Source organism: Corynebacterium humireducens NBRC 106098 = DSM 45392, from assembly GCF_000819445.1.
GTDB classification, from domain to species: Bacteria; Actinomycetota; Actinomycetes; order Mycobacteriales; family Mycobacteriaceae; genus Corynebacterium; species Corynebacterium humireducens.
Window position 1 is genome coordinate 2,253,640 of sequence record NZ_CP005286.1, and the last position, 25,372, is coordinate 2,279,011.

The 25,372-nt window shown below is 69.4% G+C and carries 24 protein-coding genes, 1 tRNA gene, 2 pseudogenes and 1 other annotated feature; of the genes and pseudogenes, 9 read left to right on the plus strand and 18 right to left on the minus strand.

Going from position 1 to position 25,372, the window contains the following annotated elements; all coding sequences use genetic code 11:
* Positions 1-16: 16 nt before the first annotated feature.
* From B842_RS11125 to purD, 6 genes are all read right to left on the minus strand, one after another.
* Positions 17-697, minus strand: a complete 681-nt coding sequence (locus tag B842_RS11125; protein ID WP_040086717.1) for a DUF2334 domain-containing protein — start codon at positions 695-697, stop codon at positions 17-19.
* An 8-nt stretch (positions 698-705) separates the two neighbouring features.
* Complete coding sequence (locus B842_RS11130) at positions 706-2,850, minus strand: S9 family peptidase (RefSeq protein ID WP_052437900.1); 2,145 nt, start codon at positions 2,848-2,850, stop codon at positions 706-708.
* 94 nt (positions 2,851-2,944) lie between these two features.
* On the minus strand, positions 2,945-3,838 hold the full coding sequence (locus tag B842_RS11135; protein WP_040086718.1) for a phosphoribosylaminoimidazolesuccinocarboxamide synthase: 894 nt from the start codon (positions 3,836-3,838) through the stop codon (positions 2,945-2,947).
* A 14-nt stretch (positions 3,839-3,852) separates the two neighbouring features.
* Positions 3,853-5,292 carry an adenylosuccinate lyase gene (gene purB, locus B842_RS11140; protein WP_174520243.1) on the minus strand — a complete coding sequence of 480 codons (1,440 nt, stop codon included), beginning with the start codon at positions 5,290-5,292 and terminating at the stop codon, positions 3,853-3,855.
* An 80-nt stretch (positions 5,293-5,372) separates the two neighbouring features.
* Positions 5,373-6,488, minus strand: a complete 1,116-nt coding sequence (locus tag B842_RS11145; RefSeq protein ID WP_040087643.1) for a pyridoxal phosphate-dependent aminotransferase — start codon at positions 6,486-6,488, stop codon at positions 5,373-5,375.
* A 50-nt stretch (positions 6,489-6,538) separates the two neighbouring features.
* Complete coding sequence (purD, locus tag B842_RS11150) at positions 6,539-7,816, minus strand: phosphoribosylamine--glycine ligase (RefSeq protein ID WP_040087645.1); 1,278 nt, start codon at positions 7,814-7,816, stop codon at positions 6,539-6,541.
* A gap of 90 nt (positions 7,817-7,906) precedes the next feature.
* On the opposite strand from purD, the gene B842_RS11155 reads away from it, so the two are divergent.
* From B842_RS11155 to trpB, 4 genes are all read left to right on the plus strand, one after another.
* Positions 7,907-8,332: an HIT family protein gene (locus B842_RS11155; protein ID WP_040086721.1), complete on the plus strand. Its 426-nt coding sequence runs from the start codon at positions 7,907-7,909 to the stop codon at positions 8,330-8,332.
* On the plus strand, positions 8,332-8,952 hold the full coding sequence (locus tag B842_RS11160) for an alpha/beta fold hydrolase (RefSeq protein ID WP_040086722.1): 621 nt from the start codon (positions 8,332-8,334) through the stop codon (positions 8,950-8,952). The genes B842_RS11155 and B842_RS11160 overlap by 1 nt, the downstream gene beginning before the upstream one ends.
* Positions 8,949-9,230, plus strand: a complete 282-nt coding sequence (locus B842_RS11165) for a 2Fe-2S iron-sulfur cluster-binding protein (protein ID WP_040086724.1) — start codon at positions 8,949-8,951, stop codon at positions 9,228-9,230. The genes B842_RS11160 and B842_RS11165 overlap by 4 nt, the downstream gene beginning before the upstream one ends.
* Before the next feature lie 104 nt (positions 9,231-9,334).
* Positions 9,335-10,681: a tryptophan synthase subunit beta gene (trpB, locus tag B842_RS11170; protein ID WP_052437901.1), complete on the plus strand. Its 1,347-nt coding sequence runs from the start codon at positions 9,335-9,337 to the stop codon at positions 10,679-10,681.
* 6 nt (positions 10,682-10,687) lie between these two features.
* Here the strand turns inward: trpB and B842_RS11175 are convergent.
* The 10 genes and pseudogenes from B842_RS11175 to B842_RS11210 all read right to left on the minus strand — a co-directional run.
* Positions 10,688-11,092: pseudogene (locus B842_RS11175) on the minus strand (IS5/IS1182 family transposase); the annotation flags it as partial.
* 42 nt (positions 11,093-11,134) lie between these two features.
* Positions 11,135-11,689, minus strand: a pseudogene (locus B842_RS14150) (IS3 family transposase); the annotation flags it as partial.
* Between the two features lie 10 nt (positions 11,690-11,699).
* Positions 11,700-12,020 carry an IS3 family transposase gene (locus tag B842_RS14155; protein ID WP_373277272.1) on the minus strand — a complete coding sequence of 107 codons (321 nt, stop codon included), beginning with the start codon at positions 12,018-12,020 and terminating at the stop codon, positions 11,700-11,702.
* Positions 11,934-12,062 (minus strand) — a sequence feature (AL1L pseudoknot). (Overlaps the previous gene by 87 nt.)
* Positions 12,023-12,334, minus strand: a complete 312-nt coding sequence (locus tag B842_RS14160; protein ID WP_040086726.1) for a transposase — start codon at positions 12,332-12,334, stop codon at positions 12,023-12,025. It overlaps the preceding feature by 40 nt.
* A gap of 34 nt (positions 12,335-12,368) precedes the next feature.
* Complete coding sequence (locus B842_RS13505) at positions 12,369-12,872, minus strand: IS5 family transposase (RefSeq protein WP_169744862.1); 504 nt, start codon at positions 12,870-12,872, stop codon at positions 12,369-12,371.
* A gap of 111 nt (positions 12,873-12,983) precedes the next feature.
* Complete coding sequence (locus tag B842_RS11190; RefSeq protein WP_373277271.1) at positions 12,984-14,459, minus strand: sensor histidine kinase; 1,476 nt, start codon at positions 14,457-14,459, stop codon at positions 12,984-12,986.
* Positions 14,456-15,166, minus strand: coding sequence for a response regulator transcription factor (locus tag B842_RS11195; protein WP_040087650.1), 711 nt, complete (start codon positions 15,164-15,166; stop codon positions 14,456-14,458). The genes B842_RS11190 and B842_RS11195 overlap by 4 nt, the downstream gene beginning before the upstream one ends.
* Before the next feature lie 100 nt (positions 15,167-15,266).
* Positions 15,267-16,028: a MerR family transcriptional regulator gene (locus B842_RS11200; protein ID WP_040086727.1), complete on the minus strand. Its 762-nt coding sequence runs from the start codon at positions 16,026-16,028 to the stop codon at positions 15,267-15,269.
* A gap of 146 nt (positions 16,029-16,174) precedes the next feature.
* The gene (locus B842_RS11205; protein ID WP_040086728.1) at positions 16,175-17,176 is read right to left on the minus strand and encodes an alanine racemase; all 1,002 of its coding nucleotides are present in this window, start codon (positions 17,174-17,176) and stop codon (positions 16,175-16,177) included.
* 10 nt (positions 17,177-17,186) lie between these two features.
* Complete coding sequence (locus B842_RS11210; RefSeq protein ID WP_040086730.1) at positions 17,187-18,932, minus strand: pyruvate dehydrogenase; 1,746 nt, start codon at positions 18,930-18,932, stop codon at positions 17,187-17,189.
* Positions 18,933-19,002: 70 nt separating this feature from the next.
* Between B842_RS11210 and B842_RS11215 the strand changes: the two genes are divergently transcribed.
* Genes B842_RS11215 through B842_RS11225 form a run of 3 tightly spaced genes read left to right on the plus strand, consistent with a single transcriptional unit; the run spans position 19,003 to position 22,249 of the window.
* Entirely contained in the window at positions 19,003-20,448 is a 1,446-nt protein-coding gene (locus tag B842_RS11215) for an MFS transporter (RefSeq protein WP_040086731.1), read from the plus strand.
* Positions 20,435-20,950 carry a TetR/AcrR family transcriptional regulator gene (locus B842_RS11220; protein WP_040086733.1) on the plus strand — a complete coding sequence of 172 codons (516 nt, stop codon included), beginning with the start codon at positions 20,435-20,437 and terminating at the stop codon, positions 20,948-20,950. Before B842_RS11215 ends, B842_RS11220 begins: the two co-directional genes overlap by 14 nt.
* A 9-nt stretch (positions 20,951-20,959) precedes the next feature.
* A complete protein-coding gene (locus B842_RS11225) occupies positions 20,960-22,249 on the plus strand; it encodes an MFS transporter (RefSeq protein WP_040086734.1) in 1,290 nt (429 codons plus the stop codon).
* Here B842_RS11225 and B842_RS11230 read toward each other — a convergent pair.
* Positions 22,230-23,198, minus strand: a complete 969-nt coding sequence (locus B842_RS11230; RefSeq protein ID WP_040086736.1) for a diaminopimelate dehydrogenase — start codon at positions 23,196-23,198, stop codon at positions 22,230-22,232. The two genes, B842_RS11225 and B842_RS11230, sit on opposite strands and share 20 nt — an antisense overlap.
* A gap of 139 nt (positions 23,199-23,337) precedes the next feature.
* Positions 23,338-23,410 (minus strand) — tRNA-Thr (locus tag B842_RS11235).
* An 89-nt stretch (positions 23,411-23,499) separates the two neighbouring features.
* Here B842_RS11235 and thrE point away from each other — a divergent pair.
* Both thrE and B842_RS11245 read left to right on the plus strand, forming a co-directional pair.
* A complete protein-coding gene (gene thrE, locus B842_RS11240; RefSeq protein WP_373277270.1) occupies positions 23,500-24,981 on the plus strand; it encodes a threonine/serine exporter ThrE in 1,482 nt (493 codons plus the stop codon).
* A gap of 52 nt (positions 24,982-25,033) precedes the next feature.
* Entirely contained in the window at positions 25,034-25,366 is a 333-nt protein-coding gene (locus B842_RS11245) for a hypothetical protein (protein WP_040086737.1), read from the plus strand.
* Positions 25,367-25,372 lie beyond the last annotated feature (6 nt).

Genomic DNA, 25,372 nt, shown 5'->3' on the forward strand with positions numbered 1-25,372 from the left:
GGGGTTCTTTCTGGTTCTACTTCACGACGTCGCGGTAGTCACCCGGGTCAGCGCCTGCGGCGACGGCGGCGCGGGCGGCCCGCAGGAAGTCATTCGCGACCTTCTTGTCCAGGAGGTTACGGCCGGAGACCGACAGGCGGATGGTGTTGCCGCGTGCCGCGCCCCGCTCGGCGGCGCGGATGACGTTGCGGCGCCACCACTTCGCCGCGCCGAAGCCCTCACCGACGGAGAGGTTGCGGCACTGGAGGAAGCGGCCGTCGTCAAGCACGTGGAGGCCGCGGGTGCTGGCGGCGAGGGTGAACCCGAAGTCGGGCAGCACCTCGAGGGTGCCGGGTGACATGCGCCAGCGGGGCGGGGCGAAGATGTCGGTCTCGAAGCCGATCTTCCGCATCTGGCGGGTGGCACCGGCAACGCGGAGACGGGCCTCGTGGGCCCCGAGGTTCGCGAACTCGGCGCGACGGCCCTGCACCGCCTGGTCGAAACCGTTGAGGATGAGCACCCGCCCGGACTCCTGCTGCCCCCGCAGCCAGTCCCGGGTGCGGGCGTCCTTGGCGAGGTGCCAGTTGCCGTCGATATGCGGCGCGACCAGCAGCGACACCGGGATTCCCTCGGCGTCGAGGGAGGTGACCATGCCCGCCACAGCTCCCCGTGTGTCACTGAAGATACTGGAGATGGATACCAGGAGCCGGCCACGCATAAGGGGGATTATCGCACGACCTGCCCCGGCTGTCCTGCCGAGGTGACGACGGCCCCGGAGGCCCGCAGGGTCCACGCGTACTCGTAGGCGGTCTGACGCCAGCGGGCGTAGCGGCCGGACACGCCGCCGTGACCGGCGGACATCTCGGTCTTGAGCAGGAACTCCCCGCCGGTCGCGGTGGCCCGGAGGGCGGCGATCCACTTGGCGGGTTCGACGTAGAGGACGCGCGTGTCGTTGAGCGAGGTGATGGCGAGGATGTCGGGGTAGTCCTGGGCCGTGACGTTCTCGTAGGGGGCGTAGGAGGCCATGTAGTCGTAGACCTCGGCGTCGTCGTAGGGGTTGCCCCACTCGTCCCACTCGGTGACCGTGAGCGGCAGCTCGGGCTTGAGCATGGAGGTCAGCGGGTCGACGAAGGGGACGACGGCCTGGATGCCGGCGAAGCGGTCGGGGGCCAGGTTGGCGATCGCACCCATGAGCATGCCGCCGGCGGAGCCACCCTCGGCGACGAGGCGGTCGGGGGCGGTGAAGCCGCGACTGATGAGGTCGTCGGCGACGGCGATGAAGTCGGTGAAGGTGTTCTTCTTGCTCAGCTGCTTGCCGGTGTCGTACCAGGCGCGGCCCATCTCGCCGCCGCCGCGGACATGGGCCACGGCGAAGATCATGCCGCGGTCCATGAGGGAGAGACGGGCGATGGAGAAGCCCGGGTCGATGCTGGACTCGTAGGAGCCGTAGGCGTAGAGCAGCGTCGGCTGCGGTTTCGTCAGGTCGAGGTCGGCGCGGTGGACCAGGGAGACGGGGATCTCGGCACCGTCGTCGGCGGTCACCCACAGGCGGTAGGCGGTGTACTCGGCCGGGTCGTAGCCGCCGCGGATCTCCTGCTCCTTGAGGAGGGTGAACTCGCCCGTCGCGACGCGGTAGTCGAACAGCCGGGCCGGGGTGGTGAACGAGCCGTAGGAGATGCGGATCACCGGGGCGTCCCACTCCGGGTTGCCGAGGGAGCCGGCGGTGTAGAGCTCCTCGTCGAACTCGAGTTCCGTGAAGTGGCCGTAGCCGTGCTCGGGCAGGACCATGAGGGCGAGGCGGCCGATGGCGCCGCGTCGATAAGCAGCGACCAGGAAGTCGCGGAACGTGTCGACGCCCTCGATCCGCCAGTCGTCGCGATGCGGGATGAGCACGTTGAGGTCCCGCAGGTGCGGGAGCTTATCGACGCCGCACTCACCGACCTCGAAGTTCGGGCCCGACGCGTTGTGCGTGACGATCCACCGGCTCTCCCCGTCGATGACGGCATGGTCGACGGCGTACTCGATGCCCTTCTCACGCGGCCACAGCACCTGGAACTCCCCCTCCGGGTCGTCCATGCGCAGGACACGCGTCTCAGAGGTGATCTTGGAGGCCGCCTCGATGATGAGCCACTGCTCGCAGCGGGTCGCGCCGACGCCGGTGAAGAACTGCTCGTCCTCCTCCCGGAAGACACACACGTCCTCCGCCGGGTCGGTGCCGATGCGGTGCCGCCACACGGTGTCGGGGCGCCAGGCGTCGTCGACACGCTGGTAGAAGAGGTACTCCTCCCCCGCCCAGGTGGCGCCGTAGTAGATGTTCTCCAGGACGTCCGGCAGCAGCTCCCCGGTCTCCAGGTCCTTGATGCGCAGGGTGAAACGCTCATCACCGGTCGTGTCCACGGAGTACGCGAGGTAACGCCCCGACGTGGTCACCGAGGAGGCGCCGACCGAGAAGAACTCGTGCCCCTCCGCCAGCTCGTTGAGGTCCAGCAGGACCTGCTCCCCCTCGGGGCGGCCCTCCTCCGGGATGACCGGCGGGGTCCACGGATCCTGGCCCTCCGCCACGGGGATGCGGCAGCTCAGGCCGTAGCTCTGCCCCTCGATGGTGCGACCGTAGTACCACCAGTCGCCGGCCCGCTGCGGGACGGACATGTCCGTCTCCTTGATGCGGCCCTTCATCTCCTGGTAGACCTCCTCCGTGAGATCCTCCAGGTCGGCGGTCTGCTGCTTCGTGTACTCGTTCTCCGCCTCGAGGTACGCGATGGTCTCCGGGGACTCCTTGTCGCGCATCCACTCGTAGTTGTCGGTGAACGTGCGGCCGTGGAACTCACGGACCACGGGATGGCGCGGGGCGATCGGGGGCGTCACAGTCATGCCCACCGATCCTAGTGCCGCCGGCGGGGACGCCCGTGACAGGCCTCCGCCCATGAAAAAGACCCCGGGCAGATGCCCGGGGTCTAAGAGAGGGTTACACGCACTGGCCGACCCAGGTGCAGAACTTCTCACCCGACAGACGCTCGTACGCCTCGATGTAGCGCTCCCGGGTCGCCTCGACGACGGAGCCCGGCAGCACCGGCGGCGGGGTGTCGTCGGACTGGTCCCACCCCGACTTCGGGGAGGTCAGCCAGTTGCGCACGTACTGCTTGTCGAAGCTCGGCTGGACCTTGCCCTCCTCATAGGAGTCGGCCGGCCAGTACCGGGAGGAGTCCGGGGTCAGGACCTCATCGGCCAGCACCAGGGTGCCGTCCTCGTCGAGACCGAACTCGAACTTCGTGTCCGCCAGGATGATGCCCTTCTCCTCGGCCAGCGCGGCGGCCTCCGAGTAGATGCGCAGGGTCGCGTCGCGCAGCTCGTTGGCGCGCTTCTCACCGAGCTTCTCGACGACCACCTCGAAGCTCACATTCTCGTCGTGGTCACCCTGCTCCGCCTTGGTCGCCGGGGTGAAGATCGGCTCCGGCAGCTTCGAGGACTCCACGAGTCCCTCCGGCAGCTCGATGCCGCAGACGGTGCCGTCCGCCTGGTACTCCTTCAGCCCGGAGCCGGTGAGGTAGCCACGGGCGACGCACTCGAACGGCAGCATCTTCAGCTTCTTCACGATCAGCGCCCGACCCAGCACCTCCTCCGGGATCCGCGGGTCGTCGATGGGGCCGGCGAGGTGGTTCGGGAAGTCGATGGCGTTGAAGAAGAACACGCTCATCGCCGTGAGCACCCGCCCCTTGTCGGGGATCTCCGGCTCGAGCATGTGGTCGTAGGCCGAGATACGGTCGGAGACCACCATCAGCAGGGTGTTGTCATCAACCTCGTAGATCTCGCGGACCTTGCCGGCGGAGATGTGGTTGTAGTCGGACAGCTCAGGACGCATGACAGGGGAGTCTATTACAGAATCTCCCCGGGCTTGTACTGGGCCGCCTCGGGGTGGGCGTCGACAAGCACCTGGACGCGACGCAGCACGTGGTCGACCTGGGACTCCGCCGCGCCGATGAAGGCGTGACGGTCGGCCAGGGCGGCGTCGAGATCCGCCTGCGACATGGGCAGACGCTCATCCGCGGCGAGACGCTCGATGAGATCCTGGTCACCGCCGTTCTCACGCATGTTGAGCGCCACGGCGACGGCGTTCTCCTTGATGACCTCGTGCGCCGTCTCACGGCCGACGCCCGCGCGGACCGCCGCCATGAGGATGCGGGTGGTCGCCAGGAACGGCAGGTAACGCTCCAGCTCACGGTTGATCATCGCCGGGAAGGCGCCGAACTCGTCGAGGACGGTGAGGAAGGTCTCGAACATGCCGTCAATGGCGAAGAACGCGTCCGGCAGCGCCACACGGCGGATGACGGAGCAGAACACGTCACCCTCGTTCCACTGCTGGCCGGCCAGATCCGCGGTCATGGTCAGGTAGCCACGCAGGATGACCTGCAGACCACCGACGCGCTCGCAGGAACGGGCGTTCATCTTGTGCGGCATCGCGGAGGAGCCGACCTGGCCCTCCTTGAAGCCCTCCGTCACGGTCTCCGTGCCGGCCATGAGGCGGATCGTGTGCGACAGCGAGGACGGGCCGGAACCCAGCTGCACCAGCGCGGACACGGCGTCGAAGTCCAGGGAACGCGGGTACACCTGACCGACGGAGTCGAAGATGCGGGAGAAGCCGAGGTGGTCGGCGATGGAGGTCTCCAGGGCGGCGAGCTTGTTCTGGTCGCCGTCCATGAGGTCGAGCATGTCCTGCGCGGTGCCCATCGGACCCTTGATGCCGCGCAGCGGGTAACGGTCCAGGAGGTTCTCGGTGCGCTCGATGGCGACGAGCATCTCGTCGGCCGCCGTGGCGAAACGCTTGCCCAGGGTCGTGGCCTGCGCCGCGACGTTGTGGGAACGGCCGGCCATGACCAGGGACTTGTACTGGGCGGCGCGGTCCGCGATGCGTGCGACGACGGCGATGGACTTGTCGCGGATGAACTCCAGGGAGCGGTAGATCTGCAGCTGCTCGACGTTCTCCGTCAGGTCGCGGCTGGTCATGCCCTTGTGGATGTGCTCGTGCCCCGCGAGGTCGTTGAACTCCTCGATGCGGGCCTTGACGTCGTGGCGGGTGACCCGCTCACGGTCGGCGATCGACTCGAGGTCGACCCGGTCGATGACGGCCTCGTAGGCGTCGATGGCCTCAGCCGGGATGTCGACACCCAGATCCTTCTGCGCCTTCATCACGGCGATCCAGAGCTGACGCTCCAGGATGATCTTGTACTCCGGGCTCCACAGGTTGCTCAGCTCCGCGGAGGCGTAGCGGTTGGACAGGACGTTCGCGATCTTCTTCTTCTCAGCCACGCCCCCGATTATCGCATGACCAGCGGCGGGGGTGGCCCGGGAGTCCCCGGATCCGGGCCGTTTCCCCCGCGCCGCAGGTCGCCGCGCGGTCAGCGACGCACGTACTCGCCGAGGCGCCGGATCGCCTCGCGGGTCTCCTCCTCCGGGGCGCACAGCGTGAGGCGGACCCACTTGTGACCGTTGATCGGGTCGAAGTCGACGCCCGGCGCGAAGGCCACGCCGATCTCCTCGACGAGCTCGTGGCACCAGGCCTCGGAGTCGTCGGTGACGTGGGAGACGTCGAGCCACAGGTAGAGCCCGCCGTCGGGTTCCGCCATGGTGGTGAAACCGGCCGCCGGCAGCTCCTCGAGCAGCACCGCGCGGGCGGCGCGGTAGCGCTCGACGTGGGAGTCGAGTTCGGCGCGCGCCTCCGGGGTGAAGGCGGCACGCCCGGCGACCTGCGAGATCGCCGGCGGGCAGAGCGCCAGCGAGGCCTGCAGGTTCTCCACGGGGGTGACCAGCTCGTCGGGGAGGATGAGCCAGCCGACGCGCCAGCCGGTCATGGAGTAGTACTTCGACAGCGTGCCCACGACGATCGCCCGGTCGGAGAACTGGCGTGCGGTGGCCAGGGGGCGGCCGAAGGACATGCCGTGGTAGTCCTCGTCGGAGATGAGCACGGCGTCGTTGTCCTCGCACCAGCGGGCGATGCGCTCGAGCTCCGCGGGGTCGATGGTCGTGCCGGAGGGGTTGCCCGGGGAGGTGACGATCACCGCCCGCGGCCTGTCAGCCTCCGGCAGTGCCTCGAGCATCGCGGCCGTCGGCTGGAAGCGGGTCGACTCGTCGCACACGAGGTTGACCACCCGCGCCCCGAGGGACTCCAGGATGTTGCGGTACGCCGGGTAACCGGGGCAGGACAGGGCGACGGCGTCGCCGTGGTCGAGCACGGCCAGGAAGGACGCGACGAAGCCACCGGAGGAGCCGGTGGTGATCACCACGTTGTCCGCGCTGGTGTGCACGCCGTAGGTGTCGGAGTGCCAGGCCGCGACGATCTCCCGGAGGTCGCGGTCACCGACCACCTCGGTGTACCCGAGGGGCGAGGCGTGGAGGGACTCCTCCGCCGCGGTCAGGACCGGGGCCGGGGCACCCGTGGAGGGCTGCCCGGCGCACAGCATGATGGTGTGCTTCCCCTCGCGGGCGCGTCGGTGCACGATGTCGAGCATCTGCATGACGCGGAAGGGCTGGACCTGGCCGCGGTCGCTGACGAGCTGCCGACCGGTCACAGGGAGATCCGTCCCTCCACGGCCGGCAGTGCGATGTCGCCGCGGTAGAAGGAACCCTCGAGCTGGATCTGCTCGATGGTGGCGTAGGCGTCGTCACGCGCCTCCTCGAGGGTCTTGCCGACGCCCACGATGTTGAGCACGCGGCCACCGGCGGAGACCAGCTCGCCGGCCTCGTTGCGCGCGGTACCGGCGTGGAGGACCTTGGACGGGTCATTCACGACGTCACCGGTGATGACCCCACCGGTGACCGGGGCGGCCGGGTAGTTCTCGGCGGCCAGGACGACGGTGAGCGCGTAGGCGTCCTCCCACTCGAGCGGCGGGTGCTCGGCGAGGGTGCCGGACGCGACGGCGTCGAGAAGCGTGGCCAGCGGGGTCTTCAGCAGCGCGAGGATCGGCTGGGTCTCCGGGTCACCGAAGCGGGCGTTGAACTCGACGACCCACGGGCCGTCGGTGTCCCACGCGAGGCCGGCGTAGAGCAGGCCGGAGTACGGGGTGCCGCGCCTGACCATCTCCTTCGCGACGGGCACGCACACCTCGTCGACGATGCGCTGGACGCCCTCGGCGGGCAGCCACGGCAGCGGGGTGTAGGCACCCATGCCGCCGGTGTTCGGGCCCTCGTCGTTGTCGTAGGCGCGCTTGTGGTCCTGGGCCGGGATGAGCGGTACGACGGTCTCGCCGTCGACCAGGCAGAAGAGGGAGACCTCGGGGCCGTTGAGGAAGGACTCGAGCAGGACCGGGTTGCCCAGCTCGTGGACGGCGCGGACGTGCTCGAGCGCGGCCTCCCGATCGGGGGTGACCACGACGCCCTTGCCGCCGGCCAGTCCGTCGTCCTTGACCACCCAGGTGGGGCCGAAGCGGTCGAGGGCGGCCTCGATGTCGGCGTCCGGGGTGCCCGGGACGAGCTGCTCGGCGCGGGCGGTCTTGACGCCGGCGTCGGCCATGACGTCCTTGGCGAACTGCTTGGAGCCCTCGATCTGGGCGGCGTCCCGGTTCGGTCCGAAGACGCGGAAACCGGCCTCGCGCAGGGCGTCGGCGACGCCCGCGACCAGCGGGATCTCCGGGCCGATGACGACCAGGTCGGCCTCGATCCGCTGGGCGAGGGCCACCATCGCGGCCGGGTCATCCGCCCGGCCGGCGTCGGCGTGGACGGTGGCCAGGCCCGTCATCCCGGCGTTTCCGGGGCAGACGTGGAGGTCAGTGGTGGCGGGGTCGGCGGACAGACCCTGGAGGAGGGCGTGTTCGCGGCCGCCCGAACCGATCACGAGAATGCGCATGACCATCAAGTCTAGGAGACGCCCGCCTCCGGCGGTGGGATGAGTTCGGGAAACCGCCCACGGGGCGACCCGGAAGGTAGCCTGGGCGCCATGACTACCGTGTTCACCAGGATCATCAACGGCGAGCTGCCGGGTCGTTTCGTCTACCGCGACGACGAGGTCGTCGCCTTCCTCACCATCGAGCCCCTGCGGTACGGCCACGTGCTGGTCGTCCCCGTGGAGGAGGTCGACCGCTGGACCGACCTCTCCCCCGCCCTGTGGGCGCGCCTCAACGAGGTGGCGCAGCAGGTCGGCGTCGCGGTCCGGGAGGCCTTCGGCTCCGCCCGCGCCGGGTACATCATCGCCGGCTTCGACGTCCCCCACACCCACATCCACGTCTTCCCGACGGACCGGATGTCCGAGTACGACTTCTCCCGGGCCATGGCCATGGACGCCACCGACCCGGAGCTCATGGACGACGCCGCCAACCGTATCCGCGCCGCTCTCGGCACCGACGCCGAGGGCCGCCCGCAGTAGTGTCCCTGCTGCGCTGGGTGCCGCACCGGGGGACCCTGCCGCCGCTGCCCCCGCTGGAACCCGGCGGCCCCACCCCGGTCGTGCTGCTGCACGGCCTCATGGGGTCGCCGGGCAACTTCGGGGCCACTGCGCAGGCGCTCCTGGAGTGCGGCGCGCCCGTCGTCGCCCCGTTGTACGGGGAGCGGGGGACGGTGGGCGTCGAGAAGTCCTTCCGGGAGCTTCTCGACGCCACCGCCTCCCTCCCCACCTTCGACGTCGTGGGGCACTCCCTCGGCGGCTACCTGGGGTTGCGCCTGGCGGCGGAACGCCCCGGGACGGTGCGCACCCTCGTCGGGGTGGGCGCCTGCTTCCGTGGCCTGCCGCTGCCGCCGCGCCGCCTGATGCGACGGGCGGTCCCGCTGGTCATGGGCCGCGGCGCCGGTGACCTCATGACCGCCACCCCCTTCCCCGCCGCCATCCCGGAGGGCACCCGGGTGGTCTCCCTCGTCTCGGACGGGGACACCATCGTCCCGGCCGCCTCCGCCTCCCTCGGGGAGGTACGCCCCCTGCGCGGGGTGCGCCACGAGCACCTCCCCGCGCAGGCATCCGCCATCATCGACGCACTGGAGTGGACACCATGACCGCCGAACACACCGCCGACATCGACGGCACCGAGTACACCTTCGACTGGCCGCAGGACCGGACCCTGCTGGAGTCCATGATCGCCGCGGCGATCCCCGCCTGGTACTCCTGCACCGACGGGGAGTGCGGCACCTGCCAGTGCACGCTGACCGGCGGGCCCTCGCACATGCGGCAGAACAACGTCCTGTCGCGGTACGAGGTGGAGCAGGAGGAGCAGACCCTCGCGTGCCAGACGATCCGCGACGGGGAGGGCCCGTACCGGGTGAGCTACGACTGAGCATGGACCAGGCCCGCGAAACGTACCGGGACCACCCCTCCAGGGGCACCCCGGGGGCATGATCCGGTACGTTTCGTCGGGCCTCCCCGCCTAGAGTTGCATGCATGAACCTCACTCCCCGTCTGCATGACAACCCTGAGATCCCCGCGGGCGAGGCCCGCGAGACCATCCTCCCCGCCTACTTCGGCAAGTTCGGCGGCCAGTTCGTCCCACCCATGCTCTACCCGGTGCTCGACGAACTCGAGCGCGCCTACGCCGAGGCCCTCGAGGACGAGGAGTTCATCGCTGAGCTGGACAAGCTCTACCGCTCCTACCTGGGCCGTCCGACGCCGGTGACCGAGTGCGTCAACCTGCCCCGCGAGGGCAAGGGCCGCGGGCACGCGCGGATCTTCCTCAAGCGTGAGGACCTGGTCCACGGCGGCGCCCACAAGGGCAACCAGGTCATGGCGCAGGCCCTGCTGGCGAAGAAGCTCGGCAAGACCCGTCTCATCGCCGAGACGGGTGCCGGCCAGCACGGCACCGCCACCGCGATGGCGGCGGCCCGTTTCGGCATGGACTGCACCATCTACATGGGTGCCCGTGACATCGCCCGTCAGCAGGCCAACGTGTACCGCATGCGTCTCATGGGTGCGGAGGTCGTGGCCGTCGACGAGGACGGCGGCAACGGCCTGCAGAACGCCGTCGACGTGGCGCTGCTCGACTGGGTCGAGTCGTACGAGACCACCCATTACCTGCTCGGCACCGCCGCCGGCCCGCACCCCTTCCCGAGCCTGGTCAAGGAGTACCACCGGGTCATCTCGAAGGAGTCGCGTGAGCAGATGCTCGCGGAGGTCGGCCGGCTTCCCGACGCCGTCATCGCCGCCGTCGGCGGCGGCTCCAACGCCATCGGCGCCTTCGCGGAGTACTACGGGGACACCGACGTGCAGCTCATCGGCGCGGAGCCCGCAGGCGAGGGCCTGGACTCCGGTAAGCACGGCGCCCCGCTCAACCGCGGCCGCGTGGGCATCCTCCACGGTTCCCGTTCCTACGTCATGCTCGGCGAGGGCGACGACGACGTGCTCAACTCCCACTCCATCTCCGCCGGCCTGGACTACCCGGGCATCGGCCCGGAGCACGCCTGGCTGATGGAGACCGGCCGCGCCACCTACGTCGGCGCCACCGACGCGGAGGCCCTGCAGGCCTTCCGTATGCTCACCCGCTACGAGGGCATCATCCCGGCACTGGAGTCCTCCCACGCCCTGGCCCACGCCCTGAAGCTGGCGGAGCAGGACGAGGCGGAGGGCCGCACGGACCGTGTCTACCTGGTCAACCTCTCCGGCCGCGGCGACAAGGACGTCAACTACGTCCGCCGCATGCTCGGTGATGCGGCGGACCTGGACCCGGACACGCACGGCGTCGAGAAGCTCGATGTCGCCGGGGCCATCGCCGCGCTGGAGGCGGAGGCCGACTAGAGGGTGTTACGAAAGTCGTTTCAGCCAGTAGCGGATATTCGCCAACTGCACCGTGGCCTCGAAATGCACCGCTAACTTGTCGAAACGCGTGGCACACCCACGATGCTGCTTGATCCGGTTGATACCCCGCTCCACGGCATTACGCCGCTGGTAAGCCACGGCATCGAAGGCAGGGGGTCGGCCACCGGCCGACCCCCTGCGCCGACGGTTGGCGACCTGGTCCTTCGGCTGGGAGATCGTCGCCTTGATCCCCCGCGCCCGCAACCACGCCCGGTTCGCCCGTGAGGAATACGCCTTGTCCGCCAACACCCGCTCGGGTCGTTTCCGCGGCCGACCACGCGTGGCGGACGGCACCCGGATTTTCTCCAGTACCCGCACCATCTGTGGACCATCACCGGCTTGACCTGGGGTGTGTCAAGCCCCGGGTTTTGTAGAGGGTCGTTTACCTGTCAATCAGGCCGCTAAGGCCTGATATTTCTTCCATTCCTGATGGGCTTCCTTGGGCGGCCGGTGCTTCAATGCGGAGTGCAGTCGGCGGCTGTTGTACCACCCGATCCACGCCGAAGTAGCCACGAGAACATCCGTCAACGTCGACCAGACCCGCCGGTCGATCAACTCCGCCTTGAACACCGAATTCAACGCCTCGGCCATCGCGTTATCGTAGGAGTCGCCGCGGGATCCGACCGAAGCCACCACCTTCGACTCGGCCAGGGACTCACCGTAGACCACGGATCTGTACTGCACGCCCCTATCCGAGTGGTGGATCAGCCCCGTGACGTCCTCACCAGCGCGAAGCCTGGCCGACAGGGCCATGTCCAACGCGTCGCGGGCCAGCGAGGCACGCATGTGGTTGGTGACCTGCCAGCCGACGATCTCACGGGAATAGGCGTCCAGGACGAACGCCGCATACACCCAGCCGTGGGCGGTGGGAATGTAGGTGATGTCGGCGACCCACAGCATATTCGGGGCAGTCACGGCGAAGTCCCGTTCCACCAGATCGACGGGGCACTCGCCGGCGTCAGCGCTGCGTCCGTCGCCGGATACCGCGCAGCCCTTCGGCGGCCATGAGGCGCTCGACGGTGCACCGGGCGACCTGGCCGAAGCTGCCTTCCCGGTTGATCTCTGCCCAGAGTTTGCGGGCGCCGTAGCAGGAGTAATTCTCCTCGTAGATGCGGCGCAGCGCCCGGGTGATCTGCCTGTCTCGGGTGGACCTGGCCGATGGGGGCCGGGATTTGTGGGCGTAGTAGGTGCTCAGGGCAATCTTCGCGGTGGTGGTCGCCAGAACGCGGATGATGGGCTCGACCCCGAACTCGACGCGGTAAGTGTCGATGAACCGCACGACTATTTCTGTGGGCGGTCGAGCTCCGCCGCGAAAAAAGCCGAGGCCTTCTTCAGGATGTCGTTGGCGCGTTTGGCTTCGGCGAGCTCGGCCCGCAGCCTGCGGTTCTCCGCTTCCAGGCCGACTGATTCGGCCGGTGTGTCGGTCCCGGACTGTTTGTGGGTGCGGACCCAGACTCGCAGGGTTTCTTTGCTCAGCCCGAGCTCGCCGGCGACGCGGGTGATCGCGCCACGGGCGGTGTCGGGGCTGGCTTGGGCGTGGAGCACGAGTTCTATAGCGCGTTGCTTGAGCTCGGGGGTGTACTTCGAGGGCATGTGTAGGGTTCCTTTTCCAATTTCCTACCCTCCATTAAAGCCGGGGCGTACCAGTGATCGCAAAGGACAGCACCCCGCAGTCAGCGTCAATGGCCACATGGATCTTGGTCGACCACCCGCCCCGCGAGCGGCCGAACCCATGATGATCCGGCTCCCCCGGGTGGCGGAGGGGGCTGTCTTTCCGTGCACCCGCGGCGTGGATATGTCCACGGGTGGTTGTGGAATCCACGCTGACCTCCCAGGAGAGTTTTCCTTTCTCCTGGGCGTGGGTGAGCAGCCGGGTGTGCACGTTCTCCCATACTCCGTTGGCCCGCAGCCGGGCGAACAGATCGTGGACCCGCCACCAGGGGCCGTAGCGCTCATGGACATCGCGCCACGGGCAGCCGGTGCGGATGCGAAAGAAGATACCGTTGACCAGGGACCGTAGGTCCCAGGTGCGGGGGCGTCCCCGCCGTGACGGGGCCGGTAGCAGTGGGACAAGCAGGTCCCATTCAGCGTCGGTGAGGTCATGGCGTGCTGAGGGCGGTACAGTAGGCAACGAGGGTTTCCTTGCGAGCGTTGATGATTCGACACCAACAGCGTGCGCGGGGAGACCCTCGTTGCTGTTTATGACACGCCGGTCTCACTCACCGGATTTTCGTAACACGCTCTAGTCCTTCACCCGGGGGAGGCGGACGGTGAACGTCGAGCCGACGCCCTCCTCCGAGTCGACGGTGATCGTGCCGCCGTGCTTGTCCACGAGCGACTTCGTGATCGCCAGGCCCAGGCCGGAACCGCCGGACGCGCGGGACCGGGAGGCGTCCTCGCGGTAGAATCGCTCGAAGACCTGCGCGGCCACGTCGGAGGGCATGCCGCGCCCGTCGTCGACGACGCTGAGGACGACGTCCTCGTCCTCCAGCTGCAGCGTCACCGTCACCTCCGCCTCGGGCCCGCCGTGGGTGAGCCCGTTGGAGATGAGGTTGAGCAGCACCTGGTGCAGGCGGGAGGCGTCTCCCTCGACGACCGGCACGGAGGAGGTCTTGTTCTTCACGTGCACCGTCCGCCCCGGGAACGCCGCCCGCGCGGACCCCGCCACGGACAGGGAGAGCTCCAGCAGGTCGACGGGCTTGAGGTCGAGGCGGGAACCCTCGGCGCGGGTCAGGGCCAGGAGGTCCTCGACGAGGAGGGACATGCGGCGGGACTCGTCGTCGATGCGCTTGAGCACCATGTCGACGTCGTCGGTCGCCCCGGAGCGGTAGAGCTCCGTGTAGCCGCGGACCGAGGTGAGCGGGGTGCGCAGCTCGTGGGAGGCGTCGCCGACGAAGCGGCGCATCTGCTCCTCCTTGCTCTGCGCCGTCTCGACCGACTCCTGCAGCTGGCCGATCATCGTGTTGAGCGCGTACGCCAGCTGGCCGACCTCCGTGGTGCGCGGCCACGCCGGGACACGCCGGTCGAGGTCACCCGCGGCGATCTCACCGGCGGTGCGCTCCACCTCACGCAGCGGAGCCATCGCCTGCCGCACGACGTAGTAGCTGAGCAGTGCCAGCACAGCCAGGACGAGCAGGCTGATGATGAACTGCACCATCGCCAGACCGTAGAGCAGGGCGGAGTCGCGGGTGAGATCCTTCGCGACGACCGTCGTCACCCCCTCCTCCCGGTGCGCGATGACCCGCCAGCGGGTCTTCGTCCCGGAGCCGGGGGTGGAGTCCACGGTCTGCGGCGGGCCGCCGACGACGACCGGCGAGAGGCGGGGCAGCTCCCCGGGGTCGTTGAACACGACGGAGGAGCCGTCCTCGAAGAGCTTGATCACCACGTAGTCCGAGGGCGGGCGCGAGGCGGAGTCCGACTTGAAGATCTCGGAGTTCCGCGCCCAGCCACCGAGGGAGTTGATGAGGTCCTCGTCGACGCGCGAGTAGATGACCTCCCGCATGATCGAGGACACCGCCACCGAACTCGCCGCCAGCCCCAGCCCGGACAGCAGCACGATGATGACCACCAGCCACGTCCGCAGGGGCCACGCCCGGTCCGGGATGTCCGGCTGCGGCGGCGGGTAGAGGGCGTCCTGGCGGCGCTGCGCACGCGAGGCCGACGGCGACGGATCGGGGTCCGACGCCGCCGGATAGGGCGGGTAGGACGGCAGTGTCACTGGCGCGGCGTCCGGAGCACGTAACCGACACCGCGGACGGTGTGGATGAGCGGGACGTCGCCGGTGTCGATCTTGCGGCGCAGGTAGGAGATGTAGGACTCCACGACGTTGCCGTCCCCGCCGAAGTCGTAGTGCCACACGTTGTCGAGGATCTTCGACTTGCTCAGCACCACCTCCGCGTTGAGCATGAGGTACCGCAGCAGGTTGAACTCGGTCGGCGAGAGCTCGACGATCTTGCCGTCCTTGGTCACCTCGTGGGTCTCGTCGTTGAGGGTGAGGTCCGCGTAGGAGATTGCGGCCCCCTCGGTGTCCTGCTCCCGGCCCTGCCCGCGGCGCAGGATGACGCGCAGCCGCGTGATGACCTCCTCGAGGGAGAACGGCTTGGTCACGTAGTCGTCCGCGCCGATGGTGAGGCCGTGGATGCGGTGCTCGACCGCGTCCTTGGCCGTCAGGTACAGCACCGGGCCGTCGAGGCCCTCGTTGCGCAGCTTCGTGAGCAGCTCGAATCCGTCCATGCCGGGCATCATCACGTCGAGGATGTAGGCGTCGGGGTCGAACTCCCGCGCCACCCGCAGCGCCTCCGTGCCGGAGGAGGCCGTGCGCACGTCGAAGCCCTGGAATTTGAGGCTCACGGTGAGCAGCTCGACGATGTTCGGCTCGTCATCGACGACGAGCACCCTGACCGGGTTCTGGGAGGAGTCAGTCATGTGTCCCATTGTCCACCACTTTCTGCATCTGTGGTGCCGAGTCAACCCGTCCGCGCTCCCACGGGGCTGGACAGTGTCTGGGAATTCCCTTAAAGCCCGGTCACTCCCAGGTCACGGCGCCGAGATCGACGCCCTCGGCCGCGGCCTGCGCCTCGACCAGGCCCAACAGGTAGGCGGCATGGCCCTGATAGGTGGCGTTGAAGCGCTCGTCCTGGACGTACATCCGCGCCAGGAGCACCTGCCTCGCAGGCGTCACAGGGTACCAGCGGCTGATCGTCGCCCGGTGCTTCTCGACGATCACCCGTCCCTCCCCCGAGCCCGGTTCCACGCCGCGGGCGGCGGCGTCGGCAAGCAGGGCGACGAAGTCGTCCTGTTCCCGGCGGACGGCGAGCCAGTCCTCGTCCGTCATCGTGGCGGCGACGGCCTGGGACTGCTCCCACTCCGGGGTGCCGCCCCAGCGTTCCTCGGCTTCTTCCTGGTACTCCGGCCGCCACTGGTCGCCGAAGAGGCGCATACGGTCCTCGATGGACATGGGTTCCTCCTTCTTGAGCAGGTCATCGACTGCCCGGACCATCCGGTGCAGGTGAGCGATACGTTCGGTGAGGACCTCGCGCTGGTGCCGCAGGGTCGCGCGTGCCGTGGACGGCTCCGCGAGTATCCCGGCGATCTCCTTGAGCGGGACGCCGGCCTCGCGGTAGACGAGGATCTGCAGCGCCCGGTCGAGATCGTCCTCCGTGTAGAGGCGGTGGTCCGCCCACGTCCGCCAGCCGGGCACGAGCAACCCGATGTGGTCCCAGTGCCGCAGCGTGCGGGTGGTCACGTGGAGGATGTCGGCGGCCTCGCCGATGGTGTAGTCGTTCACGTGCTCCAGTGTCCCGGTTGACGCGGCGTCAGGTGCAAGGGCGGGGCGTTATGACACGGCTCTTAAGCCCGGTTTGAGCACTCTGGTGCTGATCAATCCGCACCGAAGTGCTCAACCCGGGCGTAACTGGAGTGACTGGGCCGGCCTCAGTTCCGTCCCCGCGCCGCCACCCGCCAGCGCTGCGTCACGCGCCCGCTCTCGACGACCTCGACCTCGTCGACCAGGTTGAGCACCAGGCACACGTGGTTGGGCACGACCGCCACGTGCTCCCCCACCTGCGGCAGGCTCTTCCCCGCCGGCCAGGCGACGGTGCCGTGGTGCTCGGACAGGGCGGTGATCCGCGCGTCGGGAACGCCCTTGACGCGCCCGAAGCCGCTGGCCCAGGCGGGGCGGTCGGAGCCGAGGATCTTGGAGCCGGCGTCGAGGATGATCTGGTGCAGGTCCTCCCGACGCGACACCACGGTGGCGAGGACCGTCAGCGCGATCCCCGCCCAGTCGCAGGTGCCCAGTTCCAGCTGCTGCGCGTCGTTGAACACGTAGACCCCGGGGCGGCGTTCGGTGGCCACCTGCGAGTACCGCGCCGAGGGGGTCGAGCCGCCGGAGAGCACCGGGTCGGTGACGCCGAGGGCCCGGAGGATCTGCCCGGCCGCGGACAGTGCCCGGTCCTCGTCGCGGGCCGCCGCCTCCTGCCCGCCCGGGGCGTAGGAGTGGCCGGGGAAGGTGAAGGCGCCGCGCAGGTCGAGGCCGAGGTCGAGGATGCCGGTGGCCAGGGACTCGAGTTCACCGACGGGCACGCCGGAGCGGTGGTGGCCGGAGTCGAGTTCGATGAGCACCGCCGCGCCCACCCCGACGAGCCTTTCGGCGGCGGCCAGCGAGTCGCAGCCGACGCTCAGCCGCACCCTCCCGGCCAGGTCGCGCAGCCTCTTGTCGGCCCAGACGGGGTAGGCGATGAAGATGTCGTCGCAGACCTCGGCGAAGACCTCCGCCTCCCCCACCGTCGCGACCGTGAGGCCGTGGGCACCCGCCGCGAGCTGCCGGCGGGCGATCTCCAGGATCTTGTGGGTCTTCACGTGCGGTCGCAGCCGCCCGGGTTGCGCGGCGATGTTCGCGTCGAGGCGGGCGAGGTCGATCCGGACGGTCGGGGTCATGACGCCCAGACTAGACCGCCCCGGCCGCGCCGATGTTGCGCAGGTTCGTGCGCGCGAGGTGCACCATCTCGCCGACGCCGCCGCCGAGGACGGTACGGGTCGCGGCCCGGGAGAAGCCGATGAGCATCTCCCAGGTGATCTCCGGCGGGAGGGAGAGGGCGTCGGGGTCGGTGCGGACGTCGATGAGCACGGGCCCGGGGTGGGCGAGCGCCGCGGCGAGCTGCTCGCGGAGGGTGGCGGGGTCGTCGATGAGCACGGAGTGGATGCCCGCGGCGGCCGCGATCGCCGCGAAGTCGACCTGCCCGTGGTCGGTGCCGTGCTGGGGCATGCCCTCGACGAGCATCTCGAGTTTGACCATGCCGAGCGAGGAGTTGTTGAACACGACCATCTTCACGGGCAGGTCGTGGAGTTCCACGGTGAGCAGTTCGCCGAGGAGCATGGCGAGGCCGCCGTCGCCGTTGAGGCTGATGACCTGACGGTTCCGGTCGGCGAACTGCGCGCCGATGGCGTGCGGCAGCGCGTTGGCCATCGTGCCGTGGCGGAGGGAGCCGATCTGCGCGCGTCGTCCGTTGGGGGTGAGGTAGCGCGCGGCCCACACGTTGCACATGCCGGTGTCGACGGTGAACACGGCGTCGTCGGCGGCGAGCTCGTCGAGGACGGCGGCGAGGTACTCCGGGTGGATGGGGGTGTGCTTCCCGACGTCCCGCGTGTACACCTCCACGACCTTCTCCAGCGTCCGGGCGTGCTTGCGGAGCATCCCGTCGAGGAAGCTGCGGTCGGTCTTCTCCTCCAGGTGCGGGAGGATGGTGTCGAGGGTGGCGCCGACGTCGCCGACCACCGGGTGGTGCACCGTGGTGCGGCGGCCGATGTGCGCGGCGTCGCTGTCGACCTGCGCGACGTTCCCGGTGGGCAGGAACTCGGTGTAGGGGAAGTCGGTGCCCAGGAGGATGAGCAGGTCGGCGTCGTGCAGTGCGTCGTGGCAGGCGCCGTAGCCGAGGAGCCCGGACATGCCGACGTCGAAGGGGTTGTCGTGCTGGATGTGCATCTTGCCGCCGAGGGCGTGGCCGATGGGGGCCTTGATCTTCTCCGCCAGGGCGAGGACCTGCTCGCGGGCGTCGCGTACGCCTGCGCCGCAGAACAGGGTCACCGTGTCGGCGGCGTTGATGGCCGCGACCAGGGCGGCGGCCTCGCGGGCGTCGGGGTGGAGCACGGGGCGGCCGGTGGCGACGGTGGACTGCAGGAACCGGTCGTCGCCGGCGTCCTGCGTGGCGATGTCCCCCGGGATGACCAGCACGGACACGCCCTGCCCGGCCATCGTCGACTGGATCGCGTGGTGCAGGACGCGGGCGCCCTGGTCGGCGGAGTTGACCATCTCGCAGTAACCGGAACATTCCGCGAAGAGCTGTTCGGGGTGGGTCTCCTGGAAGTATGAGGTACCGATCTGGTTGCTGGGGATGTGGGAGGCCAGGGCGAGGACGTGGGCGCCGTTGCGGTGGGCGTCGTAGAGACCCTGGATGAGGTGGAGGTTGCCGGGGCCGCAGGAGCCCGCGCACACGGCGAGGCGGCCGGTGAGGAGGGACTCGGCGCCGGCGGCGAAGGCGGCGGCCTCCTCGTTGCGGACGTGGATCCACTCGATCGGGGAGGTGCGGACGGCGTCGACGATGGGGTTGAGGCTGTCCCCGACGACTCCGTAGATCCGTTCCACGCCCTGCCTCTCGAGGGCGTCGACGAGCTGCTGTGCGTAGGTGCGTGCCATGGTCCCGAGCGTACGGAGGATTCATGCCCCGCGTTGAAACTGTAACGAACGGTCGGTACAGTTCCGCTGCGTGACGCACCTCGACAACGTCGACTCCACCCCGGCCCAGCGGTGGGCCTTCCTCGCCATCATCTCCCTGGGGCTGCTGATGGTCGGGGTGGACAACTCGATCCTCTTCACCGCGCTCCCCGAGCTGCGCAGACAGCTCCACACCTCCGAGGTGCAGGCGCTGTGGATCATCAACGCCTACCCCCTCGTGCTGGCCGGGCTCATGCTCGGCACGGGCACGCTCGGCGACCGGATCGGCCACCGCCTCATGTTCCTCATCGGGCTGACGACCTTCGGCGTCGCCTCCCTGGCCGCCGCCTTCGCCCCCGGCCCCTGGTTCCTCGTGGCGGCCCGCGCCGCGCTCGGTCTGGGGGCGGCGACGATGATGCCCGCCACCCTGGCGCTGGTGCGGATCACCTTCACCGACGAACGCGAACGCAACACGGCCATCGGCGTATGGGGGTCGGTCGCGGTGATCGGGGCGGCCCTGGGCCCGGTGCTCGGTGGCCTGCTGCTGGAGTACTTCTGGTGGGGGTCGGTGTTCCTCATCAACGTGCCGATCGCGGCGGCGGCGATCCTCGCGACCATCGTCGTCGCCCCGCCGAACATGCCCAACCCGTCGAAGCACTGGGACCTCCTCAGCTCCCTCTGGGCGCTGCTGGCCCTGTCCGGCCTGGTCACGGCCATCAAGGAGCTGGCCAACCCGGCGCGCACCGGGTGGCTGCTCGCGGGGGCCGCGGTGCTGGCGGTGGGTGGCGCCGTGCTGTTCACGCGACGTCAGAGGCTTCTCGACGACCCCCTGCTCACCTTCGACATCTTCCGTTCCCGCATCTTCACCGGCGGCGTCCTGGCGGCGGCGGGCGCGATGTTCGCCGTCGTCGGCCTCGAGCTCATGACGACGCAGCGTTTCCAGCTCGTCGCCGGCTACTCGCCCCTGGAGGCGGGGCTGCTGGTCGTGTCGGTGACCATCGCGGCGTTCCCCTTCTCCATCCTGGGTGGCGCGGTGCTGCACCGGGTCGGTTTCCAGCCGCTCATCGCGGGCGGCTTCCTGGCCGTCACGCTCGGCACGGGCGGGGCGGCGTGGGCGGGACACCACGAGACGGTGCCGCTGTTCGTCGCGGCGCTGGCGCTCATCGGTGCGGGCACGGGCGCGATCATGTCGGTCAGTTCCACCGCCATCGTCGGCGCCGCCCCTGTCCGGCGGGCGGGGATGGCGGCGGGCGTCGAGAATGTCTCCTACGAGTTCGGTGCCCTCCTGTCCGTGGCGGTCATGGGCAGCCTCCTGCCGGTGCTCTACGCGCGGCAGGTGCCGGGCGGGCTCGACCTGTCCGGCCCCCTCGACGGCCCCGCCTACGACATGGCGTACCTGACCATCGTCCTCCTGCTGGCGGTGGTGTCGGGCGTGTTCACGCTGCTCACGGCCTGGTGCTTCCGCGGCAACCCGAGGAGTCCCGGTGCGGCGCAGTAAACGCGAACGGATCCTCGCCGCCGCGGTGGACATCGTCGCCGCCGACGGCCTCGAGGGGCTGAGCTACGAGACGCTGGCCGACGCTGCCGGCCTGTCCAAGTCCGGCGTCATCTACCACTTCCCCTCCCGCCACGAACTGCTCCTCGGGGTGCACCGTCACCTGGCCGCCGCCTGGGAGGAGGAGCTCGAGGAGATCGCCGGGGGCCGGGCGGAGGACCTCACGGCGGGTGAGCGCCTGCGTGCCGTGCTCCTCTCGATGGGCCGGAACGCCGACCTGCCGGAGCTGCTCATGATCCTGGACTCCCGCCACGACGGGGCGTACCGGGCGGTGTGGGAGGGCGTCGACAGGCGGTGGATGCCGGAGCCCTCGTCGACGGAGGCCTACCTCGTGCAGCTGCTGGCCTACGGCCTGTGGGCGCACGACCACGTGCACCACGCGCCGCTGTCCGCGGAGGACCGTGAGCGGCTCATATCCGCTGCGCTGGCGCGTATCCCGACCTAGAATCCGGGCATGAACACCCTGCGTACCGACCGCGCCACCGTCACAGCCTGGGCGCTGTGGGACTGGGGCTCCGCCGCCTTCAACGCCGTGCTGGTGACGTTCATCTTCTCCGTCTACCTCACGGACTCGGTGGGCACGACCCTCGACTCGCGGTACACCCCGACCACGCTCTACGGCCTGGTGATGGCGGTCGCGGGCGTGCTCATCGCGGTGGTGGCGCCGATCGTCGGGCAACGCGCCGACCTCAAGGGCACGCGGCGCCGCTCGCTGGGGGTGTGGACGTTCATCACCATCGCGCTGATGTTCTCCCTGTTCACCGTGCGTAACGACGCCCCCGTCTACTTCTGGCTCGGCGCCGTCATCATGGCGGTCGCCTCCGTCCTCTTCGAGTTCGCCGAGGTCAACTACTACGCGCAGCTCAAGCAGATCTCCACGCCCGAGAACGTCGGCCGGGTGTCCGGTTTCGGCTGGGGCATGGGCTACGCGGGCGGCATCGTCCTGCTGCTCATCTGCTACTTCGGCTTCGTCGCCGGGGAGGGCGGCATGTTCGGCCTGCCCACGGAGGGCGGCCTCAACATCCGCCTGGTCGCGGTGTTCGCCGCCGTGTGGTTCGCGGTGTTCGCCATCCCCGTCCTCGTGCGGGTTCCCGAGATCCGGCCCTCCGGCGCCGCCGACACCGAGGGCGTCCTCGACGCTTATCGACGTCTCCTGCGCACCATCCGCGACCTCTGGCACACGGACCGCAACGCCCTCTACTTCCTCGTCTCCTCCGCGGTGTTCCGCGACGGGCTGGCCGGCGTGTTCACCTTCGGCGCGATCCTGGCGGTCACCGTCTACGGGCTCACCCCGGGCGACGTCCTCCTCTTCGGCGTCGCCGCCAACGTCGCCGCCGCGGCGGGGGCCATGCTCGGCGGGTTCCTCGACGACATCCTCGGCCCCAAGCCGATCATCATCGCCTCGCTGGTCCTGATGATCGCCTCCGCGGGCGTCCTCTACTTCGTGGAGGGCCCGCAGATGTTCTGGATCTTCGGCCTCATCCTGTGCCTGTTCGTCGGCCCCGCCCAGTCGGCGGCCCGCTCGTTCCTCTCCCGCGTCGCCCCCGACGGGCGGGAGGGCCAGCTCTTCGGCCTGTACGTCACCACCGGACGCGCCGTGTCGTGGCTCTCGCCGCTCGCCTTCGGGATGTTCGTCCTGCTGGGCGGCACCGACCGCTTCGGGATCCTCGGCATCGGCCTGGTCCTGCTGGTCGGTGCCCTCCTGCTGATCCCGGTGGTGGACCCTACACGTCGCGGGCGATGAGCTCCTCGAGCGGCGTCGGGGAGATCAGGTACGGGGCGACCTCGAGGACGGTGTAGGCGCCGGCCTGGCCCGCCTCACGCAGACGGTGGGCCGCACGGGCGTATGCCAGGGCGACGGCACCGGTGAAGTCCGGGTTCCGGTCCAGGTCGAGGTTGTACTCGATGGACTGGACGTAGCCGCCGGTGTCACCCGCCGTGATGACGTGCCCGCCGTGCGGCATGCCGGTGTGCTCGGCGTCGAAGGTGGCCTCGTCGATGAAGTTGACCTCCACCTCGTAGCCGACGAAGTAGTCGGGCATGGTGCGGATCTCGTTCTCGATGCGCTCGTGGTCGGCCTCGTCCGCCACGATGAAGCAGCGGCGCAGGTGGGCCTGCTTGCCGCTGAGACCCGACTCACCCTTGCGGGCCGCCTCGAGGGCCTCCGGGGAGGGGATGGTGTACTGCACGCCCTTCTTCACGCCCGCGACGCGGCGCACCGCGTCAGAGTGGCCCTGCGAGAGGCCCGGACCCCAGAAGGTCTGCTGCTGGCCGCCCGGCAGGAGCGCCTGGCCGATGGTGCGGTTGAGGGAGAACATGCCCGGGTCCCAGCCGGTGGAGACGATGGCGACGGTGCCGTTCTCCCTGGCCACCCTGTCCATCTCGGCGCGGTGGCGCGGGATGTCGCGGTGGTTGTCGTAGGTGTCGACCGTGTTGGCGTGGCGGATGAACTCGGGGGCCTGCTCCGGGATGTCGGTGGCGGAGCCGAGGCAGAGGACGGCGACGTCGAACTTGTCGGTGTGCTCACCGAACTCCGCGACGGGCAGGACCGGGGTGGCCGGGTCGAGGGTGTCCAGTGCGTCGCGACGCGAGAACACGCCCGCGAGCTCCATGTCCGGCTGCTGGCCGATGAGCTTCTCGACGGACTTGCCGAGGTTGCCGTAACCGACGATCGCGACCCTGATGTTGGCCATGTGCTGACTCCTTGAGGTGGGGGACGGTGCTTGCTGCCGCCCATTCTACGGCCCATCACCGGTCAGTCAATAGAAATGAGTCCCACAAAAGGGAACGAGGCGGGGCCGGTTCACCCGGACCCCACCTCGTGGAGAGCAGAGCTGGAGACGAGACTTGAACTCGCAACCTACGGTTTACAAGACCGTTGCGCTACCGATTGCGCCACTCCAGCACCGGCAGGCACATGTACCCGCCTGCCTGCAGATGGTACCGCAGGATCCGCGGGTGTCAGAAACCGGCTCAGGCGCTAGGGTGGCGCCCGTGCCAACTCTGTTTCGACGCCTCCGACCCCTGGGCGCACTGCTCTCCGGGTCCGGCCGCATCGCCACCATTGATGCCGCCAAGGCCGCGCCCCCGCCCTCCCCGCTCGCCCCCGTCGACCTCACCGACCAGGCGCAGGTCGCCGCCGTCATGGACCTGGCCGTCCGCATCGGTGACATCCTGCTGTCCTCGGGCACGTCCAACTCGGACACCAAGGCGCAGATCCACGCCGTGACCAGTGCCTACGGTCTGCACTACTGCCACGTGGACATCACGATGAACACCATCACGATCTTCACGCAGATCGGCACCACCCGGAAGACCCCGGTCACCGTGTTCCGCGTCGTACGGCAGATGACCACGGACTTCTCCCGCCTCGCCGAGGTGGACCGCCTCATCCGCTCGATCCAGGCCGGCGCGACCCCGCCGGAGACGGCGGAGCGGATCCTCGACGAGATCGCCCGCCGCCCCGCCTCCTACGGCGTGGTCACGTCGATCCTCGGGTGGGGCCTGATGGGCGGGTCGGTGGCGGGCCTGCTGGGTGGTGGCCCGGTGGTCGTCGTCACGGCGTTCCTCACGGCGGTGCTCATCATGTCGGTGAACACCTTCCTGGCGCGGCACCAGCTCCCCTACTTCTTCCAGAACGTCTTCGGCGGGATCATCGCGACGGTGCCGGCGGCGGTCATCTACACGCTCGCCGCGGGACAGGGCGTGCAGATCTCCCCGAGCCAGGTCATCGCGTCGGGGATCATCGTGCTGCTCGCGGGGCTGACGCTGGTGCAGTCGCTGCAGGACGGGATCACGGGCGCACCGGTGACGGCGTCGGCACGCTTCTTCGAGACGATGCTGTTCACCGGCGCCATCGTCGCCGGGGTGGGTATCGGCATCCAGCTGTCGGCGATGCTCGGCATGTCGCTGCCGCCGCTGCAGACGTACCCGCCGCCGAACTTCACGTCGCTGAGCGTGCGGGTGGCGTGCGGCGGTCTGGCGGCGGCGGGCTTCGCGATTGCCAGCTACGCGGAGTGGTCCTCCGTGGTCACCTCCGGGCTGACCGCGACAGCCGGCTCGGTGTTCTACTACTTCGTGCTCATCCCGAGCGGCGCGGGGCCGGTGATCGCGGCGTCGATGGCCGCGGTGGTCATCGGCCTGGCCGGTGGTCTGCTGGCGCGTCGTTTCCTCATCCCGCCGCTCATCACGGCGGTGGCGGGCATCACGCCCTTCCTGCCGGGCCTGTCCGTCTACCGCGGCATGTACGCGTCCCTGCACGAGCAGACGCTGGCCGGTTTCACCAACATCGCCCTCGCGCTGGCCATCGCCTCCGGCCTGGCCGCGGGCGTCGTCCTCGGCGAGTGGATCGCCGCGCGCCTGCGCCGCCCGCCGACGCTGCGCCCGTACCGTGCTTTCCGACGCGCCCGCCGCGTCACGTTCCAGCAGTTGGCGGAACGTCCGGGCAGGCGGGTGCGGAAATCCCCGGGCGCATAGCGTAGAATGGTGCTTCTACTGTGCCCTGACCACCACTTTTACAGGAGGATCCGTGCCGCCGAAGGTCACTGACACCCGCCCGACTCCCGAGGCCCTGCATGCCGTGGAGGAGGAGACCGCCGCCTCCGCCCGGCGCATCGTCGCCACGTACGCGCAGGATTTCATGGACGGTGTGACCCTGATGTGCATGCTCGGCGTGGAGCCGAAGGGCCTCGTCTACTCGAAGCTGGCCGCCGAGCTGGAGGAGGCCGAGCCGACCCCGGCGAAGCGCACCCGCAAGGCCACGAAGAAGACCACCAAGAAGACCACCAAGAAGACGGTCAAGAAGACCACCAAGAAGACGACGGCGAAGAAGACCACCAAGAAGACGGTCAAGAAGGCCTAAGCGCCC